This window comes from Anabaena sp. FACHB-83 (genome assembly GCF_014697485.1).
GTDB lineage: Bacteria > Cyanobacteriota > Cyanobacteriia > Cyanobacteriales > Nostocaceae > Nostoc_B.
The window spans coordinates 13,138-38,295 of the sequence record NZ_JACJRY010000022.1 but is presented as its reverse complement, the minus strand read 5'-3'; the positions used below and the strand labels follow the sequence as shown (position 1 = coordinate 38,295).

At 40.5% G+C, this 25,158-nt stretch carries 18 protein-coding genes and 1 tRNA gene; 8 read left to right on the top strand and 11 right to left on the bottom strand.

Annotated elements, in window-relative coordinates; all coding sequences use genetic code 11:
* Positions 1-254 precede the first annotated feature (254 nt).
* Positions 255-2,474 carry a polysaccharide biosynthesis tyrosine autokinase gene (locus tag H6G79_RS23015; RefSeq protein ID WP_190590641.1) on the top strand — a complete coding sequence of 740 codons (2,220 nt, stop codon included), beginning with the start codon at positions 255-257 and terminating at the stop codon, positions 2,472-2,474.
* 61 nt (positions 2,475-2,535) lie between these two features.
* Here H6G79_RS23015 and H6G79_RS23010 read toward each other — a convergent pair whose 3' ends face one another.
* On the bottom strand, positions 2,536-3,015 hold the full coding sequence (locus H6G79_RS23010) for a hypothetical protein (protein WP_190590642.1): 480 nt from the start codon (positions 3,013-3,015) through the stop codon (positions 2,536-2,538).
* 215 nt (positions 3,016-3,230) lie between these two features.
* Here H6G79_RS23010 and H6G79_RS23005 point away from each other — a divergent pair, with 215 nt between their 5' ends.
* The gene (locus H6G79_RS23005; protein WP_190590643.1) at positions 3,231-4,538 is read left to right on the top strand and encodes a hypothetical protein; all 1,308 of its coding nucleotides are present in this window, start codon (positions 3,231-3,233) and stop codon (positions 4,536-4,538) included.
* 125 nt (positions 4,539-4,663) lie between these two features.
* Here H6G79_RS23005 and H6G79_RS23000 read toward each other — a convergent pair whose 3' ends face one another.
* The 3 genes from H6G79_RS23000 to H6G79_RS22990 form a co-directional block, all read right to left on the bottom strand.
* Positions 4,664-5,809, bottom strand: a complete 1,146-nt coding sequence (locus H6G79_RS23000; RefSeq protein ID WP_190590644.1) for a SpoIID/LytB domain-containing protein — start codon at positions 5,807-5,809, stop codon at positions 4,664-4,666.
* A gap of 169 nt (positions 5,810-5,978) precedes the next feature.
* On the bottom strand, positions 5,979-8,156 hold the full coding sequence (locus tag H6G79_RS22995; RefSeq protein ID WP_190590645.1) for a tyrosine-protein kinase domain-containing protein: 2,178 nt from the start codon (positions 8,154-8,156) through the stop codon (positions 5,979-5,981).
* A gap of 712 nt (positions 8,157-8,868) precedes the next feature.
* Positions 8,869-9,288: a hypothetical protein gene (locus tag H6G79_RS22990; RefSeq protein ID WP_242048520.1), complete on the bottom strand. Its 420-nt coding sequence runs from the start codon at positions 9,286-9,288 to the stop codon at positions 8,869-8,871.
* 161 nt (positions 9,289-9,449) lie between these two features.
* On the opposite strand from H6G79_RS22990, the gene petN reads away from it, so the two are divergent.
* From petN to H6G79_RS22975, 3 genes are all read left to right on the top strand, one after another.
* Complete coding sequence (petN, locus tag H6G79_RS22985) at positions 9,450-9,539, top strand: cytochrome b6-f complex subunit PetN (RefSeq protein WP_083468698.1); 90 nt, start codon at positions 9,450-9,452, stop codon at positions 9,537-9,539.
* A 7-nt stretch (positions 9,540-9,546) separates the two neighbouring features.
* Positions 9,547-9,708 carry a hypothetical protein gene (locus H6G79_RS22980; protein ID WP_190590647.1) on the top strand — a complete coding sequence of 54 codons (162 nt, stop codon included), beginning with the start codon at positions 9,547-9,549 and terminating at the stop codon, positions 9,706-9,708.
* Between the two features lie 630 nt (positions 9,709-10,338).
* A complete protein-coding gene (locus tag H6G79_RS22975) occupies positions 10,339-13,443 on the top strand; it encodes a GAF domain-containing protein (RefSeq protein WP_190590648.1) in 3,105 nt (1,034 codons plus the stop codon).
* A gap of 332 nt (positions 13,444-13,775) precedes the next feature.
* Here the strand turns inward: H6G79_RS22975 and H6G79_RS22970 are convergent, their stop codons facing one another.
* The 5 genes from H6G79_RS22970 to ilvN form a co-directional block, all read right to left on the bottom strand.
* Positions 13,776-14,879, bottom strand: a complete 1,104-nt coding sequence (locus tag H6G79_RS22970) for a hypothetical protein (protein ID WP_190590649.1) — start codon at positions 14,877-14,879, stop codon at positions 13,776-13,778.
* A gap of 234 nt (positions 14,880-15,113) precedes the next feature.
* Positions 15,114-15,185 (bottom strand) — tRNA-Gln (locus H6G79_RS22965).
* 262 nt (positions 15,186-15,447) lie between these two features.
* Positions 15,448-16,851: a hypothetical protein gene (locus H6G79_RS22960; protein WP_190590650.1), complete on the bottom strand. Its 1,404-nt coding sequence runs from the start codon at positions 16,849-16,851 to the stop codon at positions 15,448-15,450.
* A 70-nt stretch (positions 16,852-16,921) separates the two neighbouring features.
* Positions 16,922-17,314, bottom strand: a complete 393-nt coding sequence (locus H6G79_RS22955; protein WP_190590651.1) for a hypothetical protein — start codon at positions 17,312-17,314, stop codon at positions 16,922-16,924.
* Between the two features lie 772 nt (positions 17,315-18,086).
* A complete protein-coding gene (gene ilvN / locus H6G79_RS22950) occupies positions 18,087-18,605 on the bottom strand; it encodes an acetolactate synthase small subunit (RefSeq protein ID WP_190590652.1) in 519 nt (172 codons plus the stop codon).
* Positions 18,606-18,881: 276 nt separating this feature from the next.
* Here ilvN and H6G79_RS22945 point away from each other — a divergent pair, with 276 nt between their 5' ends.
* Positions 18,882-19,244, top strand: coding sequence for a BON domain-containing protein (locus H6G79_RS22945; protein ID WP_190590653.1), 363 nt, complete (start codon positions 18,882-18,884; stop codon positions 19,242-19,244).
* A gap of 16 nt (positions 19,245-19,260) precedes the next feature.
* Here H6G79_RS22945 and H6G79_RS22940 read toward each other — a convergent pair whose 3' ends face one another.
* Positions 19,261-20,181 (bottom strand): alpha/beta fold hydrolase, encoded by a 921-nt coding sequence (locus H6G79_RS22940; protein WP_190590654.1) that lies wholly within the window; start codon positions 20,179-20,181, stop codon positions 19,261-19,263.
* A gap of 457 nt (positions 20,182-20,638) precedes the next feature.
* Between H6G79_RS22940 and infC the strand changes: the two genes are divergently transcribed.
* The gene (gene infC, locus H6G79_RS22935; protein WP_015111888.1) at positions 20,639-21,172 is read left to right on the top strand and encodes a translation initiation factor IF-3; all 534 of its coding nucleotides are present in this window, start codon (positions 20,639-20,641) and stop codon (positions 21,170-21,172) included.
* Between the two features lie 211 nt (positions 21,173-21,383).
* Entirely contained in the window at positions 21,384-24,425 is a 3,042-nt protein-coding gene (locus H6G79_RS22930; protein ID WP_190590655.1) for an MFS transporter, read from the top strand.
* Positions 24,426-24,468: 43 nt separating this feature from the next.
* Here H6G79_RS22930 and H6G79_RS22925 read toward each other — a convergent pair whose 3' ends face one another.
* On the bottom strand, positions 24,469-25,083 hold the full coding sequence (locus tag H6G79_RS22925) for a Uma2 family endonuclease (RefSeq protein ID WP_190590656.1): 615 nt from the start codon (positions 25,081-25,083) through the stop codon (positions 24,469-24,471).
* Positions 25,084-25,158 lie beyond the last annotated feature (75 nt).

Sequence of the window (25,158 nt, the reverse complement as noted above, 5' to 3'; positions counted from 1 at the left end):
TGTATTTGTATTGCGTTATCCTTGACTAAACTGTATTTGTAAAACTTTAACCACAATAGTAAGTGTATGAACTAAGTTCTTCACAATACCTGTGTACTGAAAATTGACTAACGTATTAGTTAGTTAGTCAAGTCCAAAATTTGCCAGGGCATAGCAACAGACAAGGTAACTTATAAGCATTCCCAGCATCTTTACCACAATTGCGAAAATAGTTTTTACTGCATCAAAACCCAGTCGTTTAATTTACAAACACTATGCTGAAGTCAGAAAAACACCCTTACCTGTCACAAGCTAAATCTGCTCAGTTTAACAACAATGATGATGACGAGTTGCATATAGGTCAGATTTTTGCCATTTTGCGTCGTCGATTGCTGTTAATTTCTGGAATAACTGCTTTAGTAGCTACAGCAGCAGTGTTAAAGGCCGAAACCGACCCTCCAGTATATCTCGGCTCGTTTGATATTTTAACGAGGCAGGTAACGGGTGAAACTAAGGTAATAGCTAGTGTGCCTCAAACAATTTCTGATGAAGACGCAACTCCCAGTGTTTCGGTATCATCAGGCAAGGGTGGAAGCAACGGTAATACCACAATTCAAGTCTTACGTAGTCCCAGAGTACTTGATCCGATTGTGGAAAAGCTTAAGCCCAAATATCCATACATTAATTATAATTTGCTAGTTTCTGGCTTAATTATCGGCTCAGAATCACCAGACATTTTAACTGTTCAATATACGCACCCAGACAAACAACTAGTAAGTGATGTTTCTAAGCTACTAGCTGATGCTTATTTAGCTTATAGTTTACAAGAACGTCAGTTAGATGTTGATCAAGCAATTGAGTTTGTTGATAAACAAAGACAGCCAATAGAAGCGAGAGTCAAATATTGGCAAAATCAACTCCGCAATTTACAAGTAGAAAATAATTTAATTGATCCAGCCCAAAGAGCGCAAGAATTAGCTGGTCAACTGGCTGGGTTGCGACAACAGCGCATCGAAAATCGCCTACAACTAGAACAATTAGTCGCCAGATATCAGGATTTACAAAGAGAATTAGCCAGAAACCCTGGTGAAAAGGCGGGTAATTCTTTACTGAGTGAAAATGGGCGTTATCAAAAGATACTAGATCAAATCCAAGCCGTTGATATTGAAATTGCCCAAAAGGCAGCAGTATATACACCAGATAACCCAGCTATGGTGACGCTAACAGATAGGAGAGCTTATTTGCTTCCTTTATTGGCTGGTGAGGAAATGCGTCTGCAAAAAGAATTGCAAAGCCAAATTCGGTCTGTTTCCGCCCGTGATAAATTTTTGTATGACAAAATCACAACTCTGAATAACGATGTCAGATACTTAGCGACTCTGACTCGTACCTATAGTAATATTCAGCAACAATTAGAAATTTCTAACAGTTCTCTGACGCAATTTACTACTAAACAACAAGCACTAGAAATTGAAAAAGCTCAAAAACAACAACCTTGGCGATTACTTGATCCTAAATTAGCATCAGTTGATAAACCAAGTGCAATTTCTAACAATGCCAAGCTAAACTTAGCTATTGGTGGCATTTTAGGGTTGGTGTTGGGTATAGGGGCAGCTTTGATTGTTGATAAATTGAGTAATATTTTCTACACTGTTCAAGAGTTGAAGAACAGTGCTAAGTTGCCATTACTAGGAATTGTACCTTTAAGAAAAGAACTAGAATCAGCACCACAATCAACTTTATCTAGAGGTTTACAACAAACTAATCGGGCTTCTTTCTTTGAAATTTACCGATCGCTCTACACCAATATCATGTTATTGGGTTCTGATGACCCGATTCGCTCGTTGGTAATTAGCTCTGCTGGCCAGGGAGATGGTAAATCTACGGTGGCTGTACATTTAGCACAGGCCGCTGCGGCAATGGGTCAGAGAGTGTTATTAGTAGACTCTAACCTGCGTTGTCCTAGTTTGCACCAGCGTCTGGGTGTATTGAATGTTCAAGGTTTGACTGATGTCATTGCCCAAGATTTAGATTGGGAAAATGTGATTGAGCGATCGCCAATAGAAGATAATCTATTTGTGATGACTGCGGGGCCGACACCTCCCGATTCTGTCAGATTACTAGCTTCTAAGAAAATGCAGGATTTAATGAACGAACTGCAAAGCAACTTTGATTTAGTAATTTATGACACTCCCCCATTGCTAGGATTTGCTGATGCTTACCTGTTAGCATCTAACACCAATGGTATTGTTATGGTAGCTGGCTTGGGTCATTTGAAACGTACTGCCCTCAAGCAAGTATTAGAAGAAATTCAAATTTCTGGTACACCCCTGTTAGGGATGATAGCCAACAAATCAAAAGATTCCACACCTGTTTCCCATGACTACTATCAGCAATATTACAAAAAGAGTACCAGTGCTGAAATTGTCGAAGTAGAAACACCAAATAGCGACGAACAAGCTAACTCTGTTTTTAGAGGCATCAGACGACGCTAAATTAAAGGTTGTCATTAGTCCTTTGTCCATACCCATGACTAATGACAACTTCAGCAACTATTTACGCATCTGGCGATTTTAAAGCTTGGTCTAAGACTTGCCTCGCCTGTTCTGCTTTAGCTCGTGCTTCTTGGTAACGCAGATTTGCTTGAGCGAAATTTTTCAGAACTTTAAAGCCTTCTTTCAGACGCGTAATTTCTTCTTCGGTGACAGAGTTATCAGAGAACAAAATATCAACAGCTTTGCGAAGTTCTAAGGCTTCCGTGCGGGATTCTTGCACTTTTAACTTGAGTGTCGCTAAATTACTTAACACTTGGACTGCTTGAGTAATAGCATCTTCACTATTGTTATGGTCACTGGTTGATTCTTTGACCTCAATTAATTGTTGCGGGCCGAATCCTTCTTCTAATTCCGTGGGGAGTTTACCCGCATCCATCAGTTCCATCAACTGATCCATTGCTTTATCACGAGCTTTAGCAGAATCTTTGCCAGGAACGGAAAGGATAATTTCTGGGCTTTGGGCGAGAGTGTACTGAACCATATTTGAGGACAGAAAATTTGCTGATTAACCAAGCCAAGGCAAATAATTTTAACATGGTAAAAGTGGCGATTAATATCTTTTAGATTGAAAAATTAATTATTCTTGTTGTTGGTTGGGTGAATCAATCAGGAGTTAATCAGTATTCTTTCAAGTCTCCAAAAATAAAACTTTATACTAGAGAAAGATAGAATAAATTGAAACAGGAGGGGAGAGCGATGGCTCCAAATCCAGCGATCATGAATGCTGTGGAGCAACTGGGTTATCGAGTTACCATTGGTGATGTTGCCACCCAAGCAGGCTTAAAAATTGCAGAAGCCAATCAAGGTTTATTGGCTTTAGCTACTGATGCTGGTGGACATTTGCAAGTAGCAGAAACAGGTGATATTGTTTACCTATTTCCACAAAATTTTAGAGCAATTTTACGGAATAAATATTTTCAGTTACGTTTGCAAGAATGGTGGCAAAAAATTTGGAAAGTTCTTTTCTACCTGATTCGCATTTCTTTTGGGATATTTTTAGTTGTTTCGATCGCGCTAATTACTATTAGCATCATTATAATTATCACTGCGGCTAATTCCGATCGCGATAACGACAATCGCGGCAGTAGCGATCGCGGCGGCGGCTTCTTCTTTTTCCCCGATTTATTTTGGTATTTTAGTCCCAACTACTACGATACTTCCTACCAACAAAGGCGACAAAACAGCCGCCAAGGTAGAGGTAGTGAAATGAATTTCTTTGAAGCGGTGTTTTCCTTTTTATTTGGTGATGGTAATCCTAATGCCAAATTAGAAGAACGCCGTTGGCAAGAAATAGCCACTGTCATTCGCCGTCAGGGTGGTGCAGTCGCAGCAGAACAAATTGCGCCATATTTAGATGACCTTGGCCCCAGTTATAGACAAGAGTACGAAGATTATATGCTGCCTGTACTGTTGCGCTTTAACGGGGAACCAAAAGTGAGTTCCCAAGGGGAAATAATTTACTATTTTCCCGAATTACAAGTTCAAGCCAGTCAAAAAAATCGTCAGTCAGTACAACCTTATTTAGAAGAATCACCTTGGCGTTTTAGTCAAGCTGATTCTGGACAAATTATGCTAAGTGCTGGCTTAGGAGTCCTCAATTTTGTCGGTGCTTTAATCCTGGGAAATTTAATCAGAGATGGGATTGCGGCTGCACAATTAGGCGGATTAGTTGCTTTTGTCCAAGGAATTTATTGGCTGCTGTTGGCTTATGGTATAGGATTTTTGGGCGTACCACTAGTACGTTATTTCTGGATTCAGTGGCGTAATCAAAAAATTACAGCACGTAACCGCGATCGCTTATCTCGTGCCAGACTATTAACCGATTTAGATGCCAAGTTACAGCAAAAAATTGACTTTGCCCAACAGTTTGCCACTGAAAAAATCATCGAAAACAAAGATTTAGTATATACCACCGAAACCGACTTATTAGAACAGGAAATTCAGAACTCTGCCCAAATCGAAGCTGCTAAAGATGGAGAGTCGGGAGTCGGGAATAGGGAGTAGGGTAAGAAAAAACTAAGATGGGGAGTGGGGAGTAGGGGTATATATATTACGCCACACCCTTGCACCCTTACACCCAATCTTCATAGACAATAGTCCTGTCCCACTCCCCACTCCCTACTCCCTCATTACTTCGCTTTAATCGGTGTGAGGGCTACACCTTGATAATAATGACCCAAAATTTGCAGGTGGTTGATACCGCGTCGAGCTAGGTTGTATGCGCCCCATTGGCTCATTCCTAATCCATGACCAAAGCCTAAGCCTTGCAGCACAAAACTACCATCTGCACTTTTACTGACATTAAAACGAGTACTTCTTAGCTTGAGTGTAGTACGTACCGCCTCACCTTCTAAGACTTTTGTACCTTTATCACCCACAATTTTTAAAGCTTTGACACTGCGGAAAGGTGAGAATTTTTCGGGAATGATTTCCTTAACATTGCCGACACCAGAAATTCTGGCGCTAATTTCCGCAGGGGAAAAAGTTTTTACCCAATTGCATTCTTTGATATCTTGATCGTAGTCCTGCACAGCCCGCAGGTAAGGCAAAGTATTTCCCCAGACATCTTCCACATTTTCGGTATGTCCGCCCGAACAAGCATGGAAAACAGAGAGAATAATTTTGTTGTTATAAGTTAGGACTTGTCCCGCCGTATTATCAACTGCTGCGTAAGTAGAAGGAGATTCACTCATGACTCCTTTGTAAATTTGCCAGCGATCGGGACTATCACCTAAATCGTAGATGGGGTTATTGCGTTGTTTTTCCCGTTCGTAGAGAGCGTAGGTGCGAGCTGCGATCGCTTGGGCTTTCAAAGCTTCCTGGGGCCAGCTGCTATCCATTTCGCCGCCTAGAACACTGTAGAGGTATTCTTCCGCATCTACCCAGTTAACTGCCGTTAAACCTTTTTCTGTGGGGGCAACTAAGGTTCTTCCACGATACCAGCGATCGCCAATATAAACAAATCCTTTACCAGTTGGCTCAATCCAAAATAAACCAGATTGCCACTTATCTAAAGCCACTCCCCCCGGAACTGACTGGGCGTAATAGGCGCTCATAGCGGGCAATTGTCCTAAAGTCTTTCCCGTACTATCCTTTACCAAGGCAGCCGTAGAACTACCGACTTTAACTTGATTAACTCCCCTCTCAATCGCCACTCGTAAAATCACTGATGCTTGAGCAGGAGCAACCAAAACAATCCACAAGAGGATACCCATCCACCAATGCCGGAATTTAAACTGAGAAAATAAAGAGCCTAAAAACAGTTGGAATTTCATGCTGATCATCTAATCACACTAGTATCTGCTTGACGCTTTTGGCATCTACCACTCAAGATGAGACAGTTCTCCAACATAGGAGGTTGCCGCCTCCTATCAATTATGCAATGTATTTTTAGTAGGCAACCAAAAAAGCACAGAGCAGAAAATTAATGGTAAATGACTATAATTAAACCTGCTGGTGGCTTCTTACGCCATTAGCAATAATACCAATTAAATTTAAATGGCTCAAAATTTCTTGAGCTTGCATTAAATCACCTTGAGTTAGTTGACCCATTCGTCCTACCATAACAATTTCATGGCAATATCCAGCTAAAATTCTCGCATCGGCTGTACCCAAAATTGGCGGCGCATCAACTAACACTAAGTCATAGCTTTGCTCAAATCCCTTGATCAGTTCTTTCATTCGTTGAGAATTGAGTAATCTGATAGTATCATCTGGTTTTGGCCCAGCCGTCAACACATCAATTGACGGGTGAACAGGCTGGATATAATTATGAATGTGGTTGCTTGTTTCATCCAGTAATAATAGAGATAAACCCCAATCATTGGATAATTGCAGCATTTTATGTAAATGGGGATACCGCAAATTGGCATCAATTAAGAGAATGCGTCGGTGCATTCTGGCTGCACTAGCCGCCAATCCGAGTAACACAGTCGTTTTTCCTTCCCCTGATAAAGCAGAGGTAAACATCAAAGATTTAAAAGGCAAAGGAGACTTAGATATTTGCAGATTTTGATAGAGAATATCTAAGGTTTCATGACAAGGCAACCAACTGTCAGTTTCGGTAAAAGTAGAAGCAATATTATTTTGTTTATGACCTGAAATATTTGGTAGCCATTTTGTCAAGCCTCTGGGGGCTAGTTTCGGCACAGAACCTAGTAACCGTAAATTGGTTGACTGCTGTAATTCTTTTGTAGAATAAATGGTGCGGGTAAACATTCCCCAACTTAAGGCGATCGCAATTCCTAAAATTGGACTCAGTACGACACCTCCTAACAACAGTGATAATCTGTTAATTCCTGTTAGTTTGCCTAAACTCGGTTCCTCTAATACTTCCCATCCCAAACCACCTTGGGCAATTTTCAAACCCAAAGATTGTTGAGCTTGTAATAATTGTTCTAGTTGTTTACGTTTAGCCTGTACTTCTGGCAATAAACGGTTATATTGTGCCAATAAACTTGGGTATTGGCTAAATTCAAATCTGAGTTTTTGTTCGGTTTCGGCTAAACTTTTTTCGTTAGCTATTAGTCCTAAAGCTGTAGTTTGGACTTGAATTAACTCTTGTAATAATTGCGGATCAGCACCTTCTGTTTGTACTGAACTATCAGTAGATTGTCTGATATCTGTTAATAATTGATTTGACTCTCTTTTTAAGAGTACTAACTGATTTTGGCGTTGTTCTTTCAGTTGTTGGATGATGGGAGACTCATTTGTATAACGTTTCTGCTCTCTAGCTAAAGCAAGTTCCGTCTTTTTAAAATCATCTAATAGTGTTTGGTAGCTACTTGATTGATTTAGTTGAGCCGCCATTCTCGCTTTGCGCGATGAAGTAGCAACTTCTTGCTGTAAGTTATTATAGCGAGCTTGGACATCTTGAATTTGGGCGCGGGTGATTTGTAGTTGCTGTTGTACCGCCGCCAAAGATTCAATTAAAATTTTGCTTTGTACTTCTGGATCAAGTAGATTATGTTTTCGGCGAAAATGCTCTAAGTTTTTTTCTGCTTGATTCACCTCTTTTTTCATGTGCGGTATACGAACATTAATAAAAGCCAGACCTTTATTTAAACGTTCTTTTTGTTGTTGGATCTGATAATTCTGATAAACTTGCTGTAGTGCTTGTAAAACTTTCTGGCTTCTAACTGGATCTTCATCATTGAAGGTCACTTCTAATATTTGTAAGGGCAGATTATTAGAGATTGTTTTTTCATCTAACTTTGTGATCGAAAGCTTGGCTTGCTTGCCGTTAATATCTTCGATTGTAATATCTGGATATTCAGCTTTTAGTAAAGATACAGCTTCTGCAATGAGTTGGGGACTCAACAGCATTTTCATCTGTGCTGTGTAATCTACAACTGGTGAGTTTAATCCCACAATATCACTACCAGCAAGATTCATAATATTATTAGCTGTGTTACCTGCATTTGCATCAGCAGTCACAAGCAACTGCATAGAACTTTGGTAATTAGTTTTAGTGTTAATCGCAACTAAACTAATCACAGACATCACTGCACAAGAAACACCTAATACTAAATAGCGCCGACGACGCAAAATAGCAGATACTTGTTTAATATTAAATTTGTGGAATGGTAAGTTTAGAGTAATTTGCTGTTGATTAAAAATCATCTTAGCCTCTACGAAATATTTACTTATTTAATCAATTCACCAGAATCAAATCCAGGAATATTTTTAGTAATTACAAAAACGTTTGATTCTCATCAAGCAAAGAATCAACTTATGTAATTTAATTTGGTAGAGTTTTCGACACTTATGAATCTATGGATTCAATAAAATATTTTTTGAGCGTAAATAATTCAAAGCCAATAGTCAATACTCTCGCTAAATCTTCATTAGATGCTACTAATGAAAATTTTGCTACAACTAGGATAATTTAAATCACAATATCCTGGTAGTGATAAATAATGCTGGTATTACAGTAGCAAAATATATTGCTGTCAATTTGAGTTAAGCCGAGTAAATAACAATACTTATATATCTCACTCAAACATGAGTAAAATAAGCTTAATATCTAATATCAGACTTGGTTTGGCTAAGTAAAAAACAAAAATATTCGATGTTCAATGTTGTAAAAATATCTTTTACTAACATTTGCAAATTACAATTATTTGTATAGAAAAATATAGTAATTATCTCGAAAAAATATAACTAGTTAATAACCGTGTATTCTATTTTTTACGAGCGATCGCTAAAAAGAGTTAATTTTTAGTTATTGTGACTCATGAGTTAAGTGAAAAATTTATAAACTTACAAGATTCTTCCTGGTAAACGCTGAGGTAGCGCGTATGAACAAAATTTGGCTCATAAATCTTGGATATCTTTACGTAGATGGAAAAGCTTTAACCCAGCCTAATTGAATAGCTTGATCTAAAACGATCGCAGCTACAATAAACCACAGCACACTTTCCCCGGCTAACACAACACCCGCCAAACTCCAGTCAAGTTCTAGCTGTGCTAACCCCCGCACTAAACCAAAAGCCATCACCCCACCAGCTTTGAGTTGCAGATTTTGGTCTTGGCGAATGATATAACGGTAAGTAACACCAAACAGTAAACCAGAGAACGTGGCGATCGCCCAACTGATCAACAACTGCCAATCACACTTCACTTGTAAACTAATCAATATCTCAAAATATCTTGCCAACACCAGAGTGTTGAGTAAACTTGTCATCAAGCAGATAACACCCAACGTTAAACCGCCAATTATCCCTGCTTTGAGAGACTCTAAGCGTTCAGTCATCAGTAGTGGATCGGAAATTCTGTTCATTGTCTCAATGGGGAGTGGGGAATGGGGAGTAGGGAGAATCTGATTCAGACTTCACACTTCAGACTTCCTCGTATCCAGTTCCAGGTATGATAAATATTAGAGACCTTTTGTAATGATTTGCCAAATTTAAGACTATGGGAATTTTGACATTGGGATGGGTATCACTGTTAGTTGTGTTCACTTGGTCGATCGCAATGGTAGTTTGGGGACGCAACGGACTATAGGGGAATCGTGGAAAGTCCATTTCTGAGTATTCTGGCATTACTGGCGTTAGTACTGTTAATCGCAGTTACTGGTGGCGTTGGCTACTTAACCTTGGCAGACTGGCGCGATCGCCGTCTTCGGGAAGTCGAAAAACGCGAACAACGCCGCGCATCGCCCAAAAAGCGATAATGCGATCGCAGTTGAATTATTTTCTTACAGGAATGCGATATTAGCGATCGCATTCCTGTCTTGTTTGCAGGTATTTCAATGTAAATAGCGATCGCCAACAAAATTCCTGAACCATTTCGATAGTAATCAAAACTGCTTTACTAGCACCAAAATCAACTAATACAAATCTTAATTTTTATAGTGAACCTACTCTTTTACTGGTTAACTGCATAACTTATTAATCAATTTGTTAAGTTGACATAAAATCTCTTAAAATCTGTTTTGATTGTTTAAATTATTCGTATAGTTTAGGATGAAGGACTTGTAAAGATGACTTTTTGGTAATACAGATTTTTTGATTAATCAAGTCAGAGTCCTATCATTAAATTCAACTTAGAGATGATTTATTAAGTAAACCTTAAATTTTCGGCTGTGTTGTAGTAACTTGTAACGCACGAAAAAATTCTGAGCAATATTCAGACTGGATAATCAAAGCTAAAATGAGCAACTTGATTCTTACTGAGTAACTTTTAATTCACGTAAATCATCATCAATGAAGTTAGCAATAACTTGAGTCTTTGACTGTTATCTTTTTAAGAAATTAGGGAACTCTACAATAGAAGACTTTCAATATTTAAAGTCCTACCAGGAATGGAAAACTCTTACACCATAAAATCAGATTCCAAACAAACAGAATATTCATCAGAAAACCCATTCTCCTCAGTTCAGAGTGAGAAGCAAAAAGCCTTATCTGGAGTCATCGCCAGGATTCGAGAAACTTTAGACATAGATACCATATTTAAAATTACAGTTACAGAAGTCAGACAATTACTCAAAACTGATCGTGTGGGTGTGTTTCGTTTTTATCCTGAGTTGGGATGGGAGGGAGAATTCATCTATGAAGATGTCGGTTCCGAATGGGTTTCAGCACTATCGGCTAAACTACGCGATCATTGCTTTGCTGCGGAATTTGCTGGACTGTATCAAGAAGGGCGAATTCATGCAATGGCAGATATCTATCAAGCGAGTGTGAGCGATTGCCATGTCCAGATTTTAGAGCGATTCCAAGTCCGGGCTAACATTGTAGCCTCTTTAATGAAAGGCAAAGATTTATGGGGATTGTTATGTATTCATCAATGTAGTAACCCTCGCCAATGGGAAGAATCAGAAATTGAGTTTGTGCAACTTATTTCCGCACATTTAGGCGTTGCTTTACAACAAGCCAATTATCTTGAACAAGTAAAAATACAATCAACACAACTAGCACAAGCACAAGCCAGGGCAAAAGCAGCAGAATGGCAAAAAACCATTGCCATCACCGTCGAAAAAATTCGTCAATCTCTAGATTTAGACAGCATTTTCCACACCAGCACAGTCGAAATCAGACAGTTACTAAATGCCGATCGCGTCGCTATTTATCGCTTTAATCCTGATTGGAGTGGTGAATTTGTCTTTGAATCAGTAGCCGAAGGTTGGATTTCGCTGATTGATGAACAGTCAAATCAACCAAAATTAAAAGAAAATGTCAGCGAGTGTAGCGTCAAAGATTTAGCTGAAACCCCCGTCATGGATACGTATTTACAAGATACAGAAGGGGGGATGTTTGCCAGAAGCGAAGTCTATCGTATTTGTCGTGATATTTATGATTATGGCTTCACCGACTGTTACATCAAAGTTTTAGAAAGCTATCAAGCTAGAGCTTATGTAATTATTGCCATTTACCACGGTCAAAAACTGTGGGGTTTATTGGCAGTTTATCAAAACTCCGATCGCCGCGATTGGCAAGAAGATGAAGTCTACTTACTCACTCAAGTTAGTACTCAACTAGGTGTCGCCTTACAACAAGCCGAATTTTTACAACAAATGCAGCTGCAAGCAGCAGAACTGAGTAAAGCGGCTGAACGTCAAAGGGCGCTGGCAAATACCGTCGAAAAAATTCGCCAATCCCTAGATATTGACGCAATTTTTAAAACCACTACCCAAGAAGTGAGAAGACTTTTGGATGTGGAAAGAGTCGCAATTTATCGCTTTTACCCTGACTGGAGTGGTGAATTTGTCGCTGATTCAATTGTGGATGGTTGGACACCAGTTGTTAAACCCCAGCCAGTGACAGAACGTGTCTTATTAAAAGAAACCCAAGCTGGTAAATATCCTCGTCATGAAGTGTTTGTGCCAATATCCCAAGGCGAAAAGTTATGGGGATTATTGGTAGCTTATCAAAACTCCCACCCTCGTTATTGGCAAGATGAAGAAATCAACTTACTCGCGCAGGTTGGTATACAGTTAGGCGTTGCATTACAGCAAGCAGAAGCTTTAAAACAAGTGCAGTTGCAAGCTGAACAACTAGCAAAAGCAGCTGAACGCGAACGCAAAGCCGCCCAAAGAGAAAAAGCCTTAGCCACTACAGTCGAAAAAATTCGGCAATCTCTGGACTTGAACACCATTTTTGTCACCAGTACCAAAGAAGTGCAGCGATTGTTAGAAGTAGATCAGGTGACAATTTATCGTTTTCGTCCTGATTGGAGTGGTGAATTTGTGGCTGAGTCAGCCGCCCCAGGCTGGGCTTCAGTCCGTAAACTTTTAAGTGTGATTGCCAATGATTACTTACAAACAACCCAAGGCGGAGATTTTGCTAAAGGACACACTCTGGTAGTCAGAGATATTTATAACAATCAAGAGGCGCATAAATATATATCTTTGAGTCAGTTAATGGAAGCGCGTTCTTATATGATTGTGCCGATTTTCCAAGGTGATAAACTTTGGGGATTACTAGCGGCTTATCACAACACAGCCGCCCGCAATTGGAAAGAAGATGAAATAGATTTATTAGTACAAATTGGTAATCAATTAGGTGTCGGACTCCAGCAAGCAGAATTATTAGAACAAACTCAAAGGCAAAAAGAAGAACTCCGGCAAACTCTCCAAGAATTACAGCAAACTCAAAGCCAGTTAATTCAAAGTGAAAAAATGGCTGGGTTAGGGCAGTTAGTTGCAGGCATAGCCCACGAAATTAATAACCCAATTAGTTTTATTTTTGGCAATATTAGTTATTTACACGACTATACTGAAGACTTACTCACCTTGCTGGGGATGTATCAGAAACATTATCCCAGAGCCAAAGCCGAAATTAGAGAATTTGGTGAAAAAATAGATGTAGATTTTATTACTAATGATTTGCCAAAAATGCTCAACTCCATGACAATGGGAGCAGATAGAATTTCGCAATTGGTTTTATCTTTACGCACCTTTGCTAGATTGGATGAAGCAGAAAAAAAACCTGTGGATTTGCATGAAGGAATTGAAAGCACTTTGTTGATTCTGCAACATCGCCTGCAAGCAAATGAAAATTCTTCAGGAATTGAAATTATTAAAGAATATAGTGAATTACCCCGTGTAGTTTGCTATGCGGCGCAGATGAATCAAGTCTTTATGAATATTCTCAATAATGCGATTGATGCGCTCGAAGATGCGGTGACAAACGGCAAACTTATAGACAAGCCAAAAATTTGGATTCGGACAAAAGTTATAGAAGAAAATACTATTCAAATCAAAATTGCGGACAATGGTTGTGGTATTCCCCATAATTTGCGATCGCGCATTTTTGAACCATTCTTTACCACCAAGCAACCAGGACAAGGTACAGGTTTAGGTTTATCCATCAGCTACCAAATTATTGTAGATAAACATGGTGGTAACATCAAGTGTGTTTCTCCACCAGGAAAGGGTTGTGAGATGTTAATTGAAATTCCTCTGTAAGTATGTTGGTACAAATCAAGCTAACTACTCAAGGTTGTCATTGGTCATTTGTCATTGGTAATTAATTTGTAATTGAGAAATACACAGGACTTATGCACAAAGATTATTCGTGGAGATTGGGTGAAAGGGTTTGGGGTGTAAGAATTTTGAATAAGTACACACGCCACTTGGCTCAAGTCGGGAAACCCGCCCACGCCAGTGGCTCCCCTATACCCCTGAACCCCTACACCCTCACCAAAACCATTGATTTTTCGTTTTGATGCGTAAGTCCTAATACACTAGATGTAGGAACCCAACAAATTTTTAATCATGTTGGGTTTCATACTGTCAAATCAACATTGAGTTTTGAGCTTACCAATTAAGGTATTGAGATTGATTTGGCTAGGCCAGCCTAGAGGAAGATTACTGGAATTGTACCCGCGATCGCGTAAATCTTGAATATAGCGATTACGAATATAAGTAGTATCAAAGTTACCCAAACCATTAAAATATACATCCGTTAGGTGAGCCGGATCTAAAGCCATTTCACCTCTATAAACTGCGCCATCATTGGAATCATCCCAACCCCAAGGTGTATTGGCAGAATTATTGCTACAAGTTGGTAAACCAGCACCACAACCACCGCTAGAATCTCCTCTGAAAGTTCCCCAGTTGGCATAAGTTATCCCTGTAGAATTAGAGGCTTGATTTAATTGATTTTGCCACAAACCACCAGAGGCAAAGACATCAATTAAGGAATAAAGTACACTGCGATCGTTACCCGATGCGGGTACTTCCGCAGTAGTTTTAGAAGGATAGTAGATAATGCCATCTGCACTGCTGTTTCCATCAAAATTTCCGGCGTAAGGCCAAGCTTTCAAGCCATGTCCTTTGGCTTCCTGAGTCGTCAACGGATGCAGAGAACCGTTATAACTACTTAGCGTCAGGCTTCCATCAATACTTTCGGAACCATTTGTTAAAGGACTACCACTGGGCGTAAAGGAATAAAAGTCGGTATGAAAGACAGTGACAACACCTTCGAGTTTGCCATAAGTAGAACCATCCTTACGCACGATCGCCAGTAAACCTTCTAAATCATTTTCATGTTCTTGATCAAAAGGAGTATCAGTCCAATCTTGGGGATGGAAAAAAGAATAGGTGATAAATCTGTGAGTACAAGTCTCAGCCACAGAATAGTAAGCATAAGCATTTAAGGGATAAGCCGCCAGATTATCCCAATTATTTGTTCCGAGCCAATCTCCGTCATAGTTAAACCGCGTAATATAGTCACCGCTATATTTGGTACTGTCCGTATCTTGATAGTGAATTGGCGCATGATAAGCCGCTAAATCTAAATCAGTGGGAGTTTGGGCAATTCCTTTCAACTCTGTTAAAGTCCCAAGGGCAATTGCTACTATCATCCCCATCGCCATCAGCAAAACTTTTTTCCAAATCATCTATTCTCACCCTGAATGATCAATCAAACTCAGGATGACAGCAGATATTTAAGAACTGATTTGAATCAAGTTAAAAATATCTAAAAATACAGGAGACTAGTGGGCAGTTGATGGTAAAAGTATGAAAGCTAAAGTTTCTGGAAAAAATCACACCAGCCACAAGCTGTCGCCTAAATAATATTAGTCAGTAATCTTAAACATAAAAAAAGGTAGAAAAATCTACCCTTTCAATTACTGGGGCGCTAGGATTCGAACCTAGGGATGGCGGGACCAAAACCCGCTGCCTTACCACTTGGCGACGCCCCATCGCTTCACCTCTGTTAATATAGCAGTCCGAGGTGGGTGAGTGTCAAGTGTTTTGCTGGGAAATTTTGGAAAAACCAGGACTGACACACCAAGATAGTCGTGTTAAGAATGGGTGTAAGGGCTTCGCTATGAGCATCAGCCGAACGGCGTAGGAGGGTGTAAGGGTTTAAGATTTTTTATTCACCCACCTACACACAAACTTCCATCCCCCTTGTCTCCCTTGTCTCCCTTGTCTGTTTCGTTCACTAAGTCCCATTTCCTCTTACTTCACTCTGTCTTCTAGAGGAAAACTGTACCAGTTATACCAGTGACGAACTGCTAACCACACTGCTGACAACAAAGCTGCTCCACTTAAGGTTAAACCACTAAATGGAACTAACAATCCAAACACAGGTAACACCGCCCCAGCAATCGAACAGATAATAACTGCAATAGCAGCGATCCGGTTTGAGCCTAATCCCCAACTTAACGTGAGGAAAATCAGGGAAATCATTGTCCAGGCTAGTTCAGGATTCATGAAGCGAGCTAGGTAAGTCAAGGTTAAAATGCAGGCAAAGAACATCCCAGATGCGATCGCCACATTTTTCAAGCTCATGGGTACTGATAAATATAACAGCAAGATCCACCAGAAAAATATTGCTGGTGCTAATAATAACAACCTGGGTATAATTCCCGTATTACGGATAGGTGCAGTGTTGGTAAAAACGCCAAAGGGATTTTTTACCGAAACATTGTCATTGAATATCCAACTATACTGAGTGCTACGACCATCAGCTTTAATTTCATTAGGTACAATCCCACTGGCAAATTCCACAGGTGCAAAATTCGCCGTTGCTGTCAGGCGGAAATTAGTCAGCATTTGTCCCGTCGCATTGTAAACCCAGCGCGGCCCACTTTGAGCTTGATAGCTAACACGAAAGTTAGCAGTTTCTCCTGGTGACAAACGAAAGGGAAAGGCATAGTCTCCAGGGTTAGGCGGTTCCAGTCGAGTTCCAGAACGTTCTACTTTGTAGTTAGCCAGCAGTGAATAGCCGTCGGGTGGTGGTGCTTCAAAGAAAAAACTTTGATTATCTTTGAGTCGATTGACGACTTTATAATCTGCGCTGTAATCTATGCGATAAACGGCGCTACGACCTTGCACATCTGTGTTCTGCTCAAGTTTGACTTGAATCTGCGATCCTGCCAAGGCCAGAAACCGGGTAACTTCCCTTGTATCATTGACCTTGACGATTTTGCCGTTGACTTGGTTGTTATAGGTGAATGGCTCTTGAATTACATAGCGGATTTGGGGTGCAACTTGTTCTAATTTATCCCCATCCACTGTTTGAGCAACTTGCACAACCTTGGCTTGTTCCCAGTGATGATAGCGATTACCTAAAGTTGAACAAAGAAAAAATCCGACTACCAATAGAACTAATACCAAGGTGAGGTGCTGTAATCCCCGTAAAATTTGGGAGTAATGCACCACCCACTGATCAAGAAAAATTACATTTTCTTGCTGATGGCGACGCAAGGCGAAACTCATAAGTGCGATCGCAATACCCAAAGCTATCACTAAAAAAACTAATAAAATTGATGCTTTGAGCAGTTGGTCGCCAAACTGGAGTAGTTCTATTGGATGAGTCAGATCAGGTAATCCAGGAATACCCTGATTAGAAGATGACATTGATATTTTTATTACAGAATTTGAAACTTCAGACTGATGAAATCTCGGAAAAGTTTCATATTATGGATGCTTACTGATTACCTTCTTTACTGGCGCTTTGACAAACAATCTCCATCGAATTAGCTTCGGGAGTTCCAGGTTGGGGTGTAATTTCTTGCTTAGTGGGTTTTTCACTAACTAACTGACCGTCTGCACTATAGTTAGCAGCAGTTTCAGAAAACAAGCGTCCCTCAGCACAAGACGCACGAAAAGTAGTTTTTGTTACACCATTACCTTGTTTTTGTAAAATCGTGTATTCACTTCCTTGCACTGATCCTGCATCTAAAATAATTGGATTACCATCATTATCAGAGCCTACTTGTATATGAAACGCTAACTGGGTATCAGTAGTTTGAGCAATAGCTGTATTACCTACTAACAATGTCATTGCTACTACAACGCCACCAAAGCTCTTTAAAAACATAGGCTGTAAATTTGTTGAACTATATATTCTTTTTTATTCACATTTACTTGATTTTTGGTGCGGTAAAATCACTGGAAAATTTGCTTATATAAATCTATTTATATGCAAAACCGCGCTATTTTTAGCAGTCAAATTGACTTTTTGATACATCTGAAATCAAGCCAAATTAAGTCTTTTTACGCAGTATTTCACATAATAAAAAAACCGTAGGGGAACTGCTACGGTTTTCTATGTAGATTACTGAACTCTAACCCTATTTGAAAAGCTGATATCTTACAACTTCAGCTCTTTACCTAATCTCTAATCTCTTGGGAAACAGTTTAACTGCTTTAGATTCATTCGTCATCACAGTCTTTACAAACGGAGTTTAGTGAAAATTTCATCAATGACTACCGTGAATTTGTATTGATTGTGTGAACTTTATGTGTTTATGTTAAGACTGATTTAAGTATTAATACTAGCTGTTATTGATTTAAGTATACTGACTTAAGTATTTTTTTTATAAAAAAGTTATCTTAAACACAAGGCTATTTACGAAAAAAATCAGTGAGCAACTATTAAAAAAGATTCAAAAGATTCATAAGTAATACCATTTCACGAAAATCTTGATACAAATTCATTGGCTTTTAATTCTTTCCCTCCTGCACCCATACCTCTTTTAACCTAGACCATGAAAAAACCCCGCCAAGTTGCCGGGGTAATAGCTGCGATAATTTTTGGGGTAGTTTGATTATTTAAGCTACCAAGTACACAGCAATGCGATCGCAGAAAATTAGACCTTGGCTTCCAAAGACTTGAGTAATTCAGTATTCACACCAGATTCACGAGTCAGGGAGATTTTACCAGTTCGGGCTATTTCCTTGAGACCAAATTTTTGTAGCACTTGGACAATTGCTACCATTTTTCCAGGGTCTCCCACCACTTCTAAAGTGAGGGAATCTTCGGCGACATCTACAACTCGCGCTCGGAAAATCTGAGCCAGTTCAATGACTTCAGAACGGTTGCTGCTACTAGCATTCACCTTCAAAAGCATCAACTCTCGCTCTACACAAGGAGTTTCCGTAATATCCTGAACTTTGAGGACGTTGACCAGCTTATATAGTTGCTTGGTGATCTGCTCGATTATGCGATCGTCACCAGCGACAACCATTGTAATGCGGGAGACTCCTCCCTGTTCAGCTTGGCCAACAGCAAGGCTTTCTATGTTATAGCCACGGCGGGCAAACAAACTAGAAATGCGGGAAAGAACACCCGCTTCGTCTTCTACCAGAACAGAAAGGGTATGTTTCATCTTTGCCAACACAGGCTCAGGTAGCATTATGACTAACGCAAACACTAGCTAATGGCTACCCTACACGTACTGTTAAATTAAATGTTTTGATAAGTGTGATTTTCTATTTTAAACTTATACCTGCACTCACTACACGTTCTACACAGAAGTTTTCGGCAAATCATACCCAAAGTGGCAAGCCTGAGCAAGACAAATCTTTTTCTTGACAGATGAAGATGATGAACAAAACCCTTTATCTTCATAATGTTATGGAATGTTCATCGGAGATTAGTATTTATGGGTTGGTTACAAAGATTATTTGGCTTAGAAAAACCACAAAATGCCCAAGTGAATCCAGCGCCGCAGCCAGTACCACAGGCGGCTAATGCTGCACCAACAGCCACTCAATCTATCCCTCCAGAACGGATTGGTTTGAATGGGGAATATGACCAAAGTGGTTTAGCCAAGCGTGTCGCCTTAGCATTTGATCAAGACAAGCAGCTTGATGATATCAATACCCTTTGGGTGGCTCAGACTGGTGGTACTGTGGTTCTCAAAGGCAAAGTTCCGAGCCAAGAGATTCTGAATAAAATGGTTTCTGTAGCTCGTGCGGTGAATGGAGCCACCAACGTGGACACGACACAAGTACAAATTGGCTAAATATGCTGCCTGGATTTTATGGCTGGCGATCGCCAAAACAGCGAGTCATCCAATCTAAAATGACTTGGTTGACTTGTTCGGGACACTCATCATGGGGACAATGCCCGACATTTTCTAAATTGAGTAGTTCTAGTTTTTCGTTGTATTGAGCAAATTGACTAGCCAATATAGGCGGTACAAATCGGTCTTTTTGTCCCCAAATTAACAGCATTGGAATTGTTAATGTTGGCAATACAGCTTTGACACTCGGACTAAAATTCACACCGATCGCCGCTTTAAATAAGGCACTAAAAGCCCGCGCCGAACCTCTATCTTGGGGAGGCCCTGCCAAAATTTCGATTAGTTCATCGGTAATGGCTTCGGGATTTGCATAAGCCAAACTCGCCCAGCGCCGCAAGACGCTGGGTTGACGCACAAACTTAAAGACTGGCTGCAATATCAATGGGGAAGCCACAAGATTTTTGATGGTTTTGACAACTGGTCGCAAAATCGGGGGTATGGCTTCTTGTTCTAATGATGGATCAGGTAAACTCATCATTACGATTCCCTTGACCATATCAGGATGCGCCGCCGCCGCCGCCAAAGAAATTAATGAACCATTAGAATTACCTATCAATACAGCAGGTTGTCTGATAAATGCTTGCCAAAACTCATACACCTGCTCAACCCAGAGTTCGATGCTGTAGTTAGCTGGGGCTTTTTCGGAAGCGCCAAAACCTAGCATATCTAAAGCATAAACTGTATGAGATTCACCTAAAATTTCTAAGTTATGTCGCCAATGACCAATGGAAGCTCCAAATCCATGTAGCAAAATCAAAGGCGTTGAATTAAGGTTAGTGTCACGAGGACGGATGTAGGTATAACGTGTTTGCCAACCTCGCCAAACCCAATCTCGTTGATTACCAACTCGTTGCTGCCAGTGTATCGCTGTTGTCAAGTTTACCTCCATTGATGTTAGGGAGTGGGGAGTAGGGAGTAGGGAGTGGGGAGTGGGGAGTGGGGAGTGGGGAGTGGGGAGTGGAGGGGTGTGAGGGTGTAAGGGTATAAGGATTGATGGGACAACTGTATTTATTAAGCCATGCTCTAGCCTCTAGCCCCTAGCCCCTACTCCCTCACTCTAGCAAATGTATATTTATACCAATTTGTCAATAATCGAAAAAATAATTGTTAAAATGGATAACACTTCGCTTGATTGTGTAATTTAAGTTAACTATTGCAGAGAAATTCTCTTCATTATGAGTAGAATGACAAATACAGCCATTAGTAACTAGGCTATAGGTTAGTTACTACCCAAGACCCGTTGTTAAGTCCTCAGTTATTTTAAGTATTGTGCTTCTGAGGCATACCAAGCAAAACCAAACCACATTCTAAAAAGAGAGCTTCCAAAAATCATAATGCCTGTGATTGAGAAAAAAAGAACTCGCGATCTGCCCCAAATCAACGAAAGAATCCGCTTCCCTAAAATTAGAGTCATCGATACTGATGGCTCCCAATTAGGAATTATCACTCCTCAGGAAGCACTGCAATTAGCTGAAGAAAAAGAGCTAGATTTAGTGCTGCTCAGTGATAAGGCCGACCCGCCAGTTTGCCGAATTATGGACTACGGGAAATACAAGTTTGAACAAGAGAAGAAGGCGCGGGAAGCCCGGAAGAAGCAGCACACGGCCGATGTCAAGGAAGTCAAGATGCGCTACAAAATTGAGGAACACGACTACAACGTGCGTGTGAAACAAGCAGAGCGTTTCTTGAAGGACGGTGATAAAGTTAAAGCGACTGTCATGTTTCGGGGTCGGGAAATTCAACACAGTGACTTAGCAGAAGATTTACTCAAACGTATGGCGACAGACCTAGAACCCTTTGGTGAAGTGCAACAAGCACCGAAAAAAGAGGGGAGAAATATGATGATGCTGATTTCGCCGAAAAAGTAACCTTTGACTTTGCGAAACACAACGGACAATTCACTGCTGAAAACAGCATAAAGACCTAAAGGTCAAATAAGTTTATCAAAAATTGATAGTCCTGAGAGCTGAGTGGGAAACATAATACTCAGTTGCTCAGGACTCTTGCTTTTTAAGTGCTGAGAGCTGAGTGCAATTTTTAATTGAATTGTTGCAGGGTGATATCAGAAAACTAAACTGCATGGAACTGAAAAACTACTCGTTGGTTGTCAATAAAGGTGTTGTTTCACGACTGCTACAGTGGGTAAATCTGCGGCCGGAGGAAGGCGAACGGACTTTGATCATGTTTGCCTTTTACACAACTGTATCTATTGGGTTGCGATGGGCTGAGGATAGTACGGTTGCACTGTTTTTAGATCAATATGGTGCGGGGCCGTTACCTTGGATGTACATTGCTAGTGCGGCGATGGGTGCAGGGTTAGTTTTTGTTTATTCTTGGTTACAAAAGATTTTTCCCTTGCGTTGGGTGGTAGTGGCGATCGCACCTTGTATGGTTGTGCCACTAACGCTCTTGGTATTATTGCGTGAAGGATTACATCTTTCATACCTAGCAGTAATTTTGGTGTTCATCCTGCGACTGTGGGTCGATGCACTTTATGTAGTCAACGACCTTAACACCTCTATTGTTGCTAATCAAATTTTCAATATCCGCGAAATTAAACGTACTTACCCGCTAGTTAGCAGTGGCTTATTAGTAGCGGATGTGATGAGTGGCTTTAGTTTGCCGTGGATTTTGCAATTCATCAAACTAGAGAAAGTCATCCTGATTGCTTGTGCATTGATTGTTTTAGGGTCAGCTATCTTAGCTTATTTAAGTAATCAATATCGCGCCGCCTTTCCTGATGCGCCCCAACGTCAAGTTCCCCATGAACAGGCTTCTCGATATCGGCGGATTCAAGCGCCTCTACGCCGCTACACATGGCAGTTATTTGCCTTTGTGGGGCTGTTGCAAGTTATAGGATTGTTGGTTGACTTTCAATATCTCCGCGAACTGAAATCTAATTTAGGCGATCGCGACCTGGCGAGTTTTTTAGGTCTATTTGGCGGAATCGTCGGTTTGTGTGAGTTAGCTACTCAATGGTTTGTTTCCAGCCGCCTGATTGAAAGAATTGGTGTATTTTTCACCGCCGCACTGTTACCAATTAGTGTTGGTTTCGTTGTTCCTAGTGCGATCGCTTTATTAAATTTATTCCCGGCTTTGCATTCCTATGGCATTTTCTGGGGATTGGTGGGGTTAAAATTCTGCGATGAACTGCTGCGCTACACCTTTGTTGTCAGTAGTGGGCCAGTATTATACCAACCCATCCCCGAACGCCTACGCAGCCACGCACAAGCCTTATCGGGTGGAACAGCCGAAGCAATTGCGACAGGTGGGGCGGGATTACTGATTTTGGCGACTTTGTTTGTATGTAATCGATTTGTTCCCCCTGGATTACAAGAATGGGTGTTTGTCGGCGAAACAGTATTGGCGGCTGCTACTTGTTTAAGGGTAGTTTGGGTACTGCGATCGCGTTATGTTGATTTGTTAGTTTTAAGTGCAGAACGAGGCGAACTCAGTGCTTCCAATGTTGGTTTACGTGTCTTTAAACAAGGGGTAGTCAAGGCTTTAGGCGAAAAAGGCAGTACCACAGATAAACATTCTTGTATTGAACTTTTAGCACAAATTGATCCACATGGAGCCGCCGAAGTTTTAGCTCCACTGCTGTTAAAGTTACCGCCAGAATTACAACGCCAAAGTTTGGAAGTCATGTTTATTGGTGGGGCGAATCCTGCTTATGCTGGGGATGTGCGGTTGGTAATTGAACAACCCCCAGAAAAAATTGATCCAGAAGTGCTGGCTTTAGCGTTGCGTTATGTGTGGCTGGCGGAAGACAATCCTAACTTGAGTCAATTAGAAGAATATTTACAGGCGCGACACCATTCTTTAATTCGCGCCACCGCCGCCGCTTTAATCTTGCGTCAGGGAACGCCAATTCAAAAGGTAGCAGCCACCAAAACACTGCAAAGAATGTTGACCCATAAACAAGAAAGAGAACGCATTAATGGAGTCAAAGCCCTCAGAGAAACAATATACCTCCAAGCCTTGCGGATTCATATCCCGAATTTATTGCAGGATGAATCTTTGCGGGTGCGCTGTGCTGTGTTGGAAATGATTGCAGCCACTCGCTTAGAAGATTACTATTCTGCTTTAATTGCCGCACTCTACTATAAATCAACTCGCACCACGGCGATGCGTGCCTTAGCCAAACTGGAAAATGATGCTTTGGATATGCTGTTGCAGTTGGCGACGGATACTTATAAGCCAGAAATAGTACGGATGTATGCGTGGCGAACCATTGCCCAAATTCCCACCCTACAAGCAACAGAAGTTCTCTGGTTACATTTAGAAAAATCTTGGGGTGCGACGAGATATCAAATTTTGCGTAGTTTACTCAAAGTCCAAAAACAACCAGAAACTAACAGCAGAGTAGACCGTTTTTATCAAACGCGAGTTGAAACTTTAATTGACCAAGAGTTGAAGTTTTTAGGAGAAATTTACGCCGCGTATTTGGACTTACAAAAACCACAAACTCTCGATAATTATGACACATCCCAAAGAGCCGCCATTGTTTGTGATTTATTACAAAAAGCGTTGTTAGAACTAGAAATTGATGGACGAGAACGGTTACTGTTGCTGTTAAAATTGCTTTATTCAGCAGAAAAAATGCAAGCCGCCGCCTTTAATTTAAGGTCTAATTCTGGGGTGAATATTGCACGGGGTTTAGAAATTTTAGAGCATACAGTGACACTGCCCGTCAAATCTTTGTTGTTGAATATTTTAGATAAGCGATCGCACCAAGAAAAACTGCATTATCTCGTAGAAGCCGAATTGGTAAAATATGAACCAATGCCAGTCAGTGAAAGATTGCGGAGAATGCTAAGTTTAGATAATTTCCTATCTGATTGGTGTTTTGCCTGCTGTTTGCATCTGGCGCAAGTTAGCCGCATCCGTTTAACTAGTCACGAAATTTTACTAGCTTTACGTCATCCTACAGGCTTTGTGCGCGAAGCTGCGATCGCATATTTAAATGTAGTTTCCCATCGCGTGCTTTTAGAACTCCTGCCAAAATTACAACAAGATACACATCCATTAGTAGCCACTCAAGTCAAAGAATTAATGAAAAAATACGCGACTCGTCGTCCTTCTACTAGTCACAAGGATGCGACTGTAACTAAAAACTGAGCAATTTGCGTGACAATATAATTAGTCTGCATGATGCGCCAGCTTACAAAGCCGAATCAAAAATTTGTTGTGCTGTCAATTTGAATTGGGGGAATAAAGGCGAGATCATCACATCATCTCCCCTAAACACAGTCATTTGATAATCTCCATCAACTAAATTACAAATGGTGATAGTTTGTTGTTTAGGATTACCAGTAAATCTTTTGCCACCGAGTGCAGCATAGTCCACAATCCAATACTCAGGAATTCCCAATTCCTCATAGTCCCTGAACTTGTCGTAGTAGTCATCTCGCCAATTGGTGCTAACGACTTCGATAACAATTGGTACAGATGCAGCTTGAATCACAGTCGATTGCTTGCTCCACAGTGGTTCATTAACAAGATTGTCGTGATTTAATACTAAAATGTCGGGAGAATAGGTTGAGTTATTGCCCTCAATTTTGATCAAGGCAGTTTTGGGAATGCGAAACGGAAGTCCCATTTGTAAAAACTGAAAAGTAATCTGTGCTGCCAAAAATCCAACAACATTTTCGTGTTCACCAGTTGGGGGCGGCATTTCAACAATAACTCCTTGATGTAGTTCATATTGCACCCCGTTTGAGGGATACCAATCAATAAATTGTTCAAAAGTTGCTAACTTGGGTAGGGTTTGAGTCATAATTCCCACTTCCACATATATTTGACTTTATCATCGCTACTGCGAGATGGTGCCGCAAGATAAAAACTAGCTAAC

Coding starts and splice junctions, on each gene's coding strand:
- H6G79_RS23015 (WP_190590641.1), top strand. CDS start 255: ATGCTGAAGTCAGAAAAACACCCTTACCTGTCACAAGCTAAATCTGCT.
- H6G79_RS23010 (WP_190590642.1), bottom strand. CDS start 3,015: ATGGTTCAGTACACTCTCGCCCAAAGCCCAGAAATTATCCTTTCCGTT.
- H6G79_RS23005 (WP_190590643.1), top strand. CDS start 3,231: ATGGCTCCAAATCCAGCGATCATGAATGCTGTGGAGCAACTGGGTTAT.
- H6G79_RS23000 (WP_190590644.1), bottom strand. CDS start 5,809: ATGAAATTCCAACTGTTTTTAGGCTCTTTATTTTCTCAGTTTAAATTC.
- H6G79_RS22995 (WP_190590645.1), bottom strand. CDS start 8,156: ATGATTTTTAATCAACAGCAAATTACTCTAAACTTACCATTCCACAAA.
- H6G79_RS22990 (WP_242048520.1), bottom strand. CDS start 9,288: ATGACTGAACGCTTAGAGTCTCTCAAAGCAGGGATAATTGGCGGTTTA.
- petN (WP_083468698.1), top strand. CDS start 9,450: ATGGGAATTTTGACATTGGGATGGGTATCACTGTTAGTTGTGTTCACT.
- H6G79_RS22975 (WP_190590648.1), top strand. CDS start 10,339: ATGGAAAACTCTTACACCATAAAATCAGATTCCAAACAAACAGAATAT.
- H6G79_RS22970 (WP_190590649.1), bottom strand. CDS start 14,879: ATGATTTGGAAAAAAGTTTTGCTGATGGCGATGGGGATGATAGTAGCA.
- H6G79_RS22960 (WP_190590650.1), bottom strand. CDS start 16,851: ATGTCATCTTCTAATCAGGGTATTCCTGGATTACCTGATCTGACTCAT.
- H6G79_RS22955 (WP_190590651.1), bottom strand. CDS start 17,314: ATGTTTTTAAAGAGCTTTGGTGGCGTTGTAGTAGCAATGACATTGTTA.
- ilvN (WP_190590652.1), bottom strand. CDS start 18,605: ATGAAACATACCCTTTCTGTTCTGGTAGAAGACGAAGCGGGTGTTCTT.
- H6G79_RS22945 (WP_190590653.1), top strand. CDS start 18,882: ATGGGTTGGTTACAAAGATTATTTGGCTTAGAAAAACCACAAAATGCC.
- infC (WP_015111888.1), top strand. CDS start 20,639: ATGCCTGTGATTGAGAAAAAAAGAACTCGCGATCTGCCCCAAATCAAC.
- H6G79_RS22930 (WP_190590655.1), top strand. CDS start 21,384: ATGGAACTGAAAAACTACTCGTTGGTTGTCAATAAAGGTGTTGTTTCA.
- H6G79_RS22925 (WP_190590656.1), bottom strand. CDS start 25,083: ATGACTCAAACCCTACCCAAGTTAGCAACTTTTGAACAATTTATTGAT.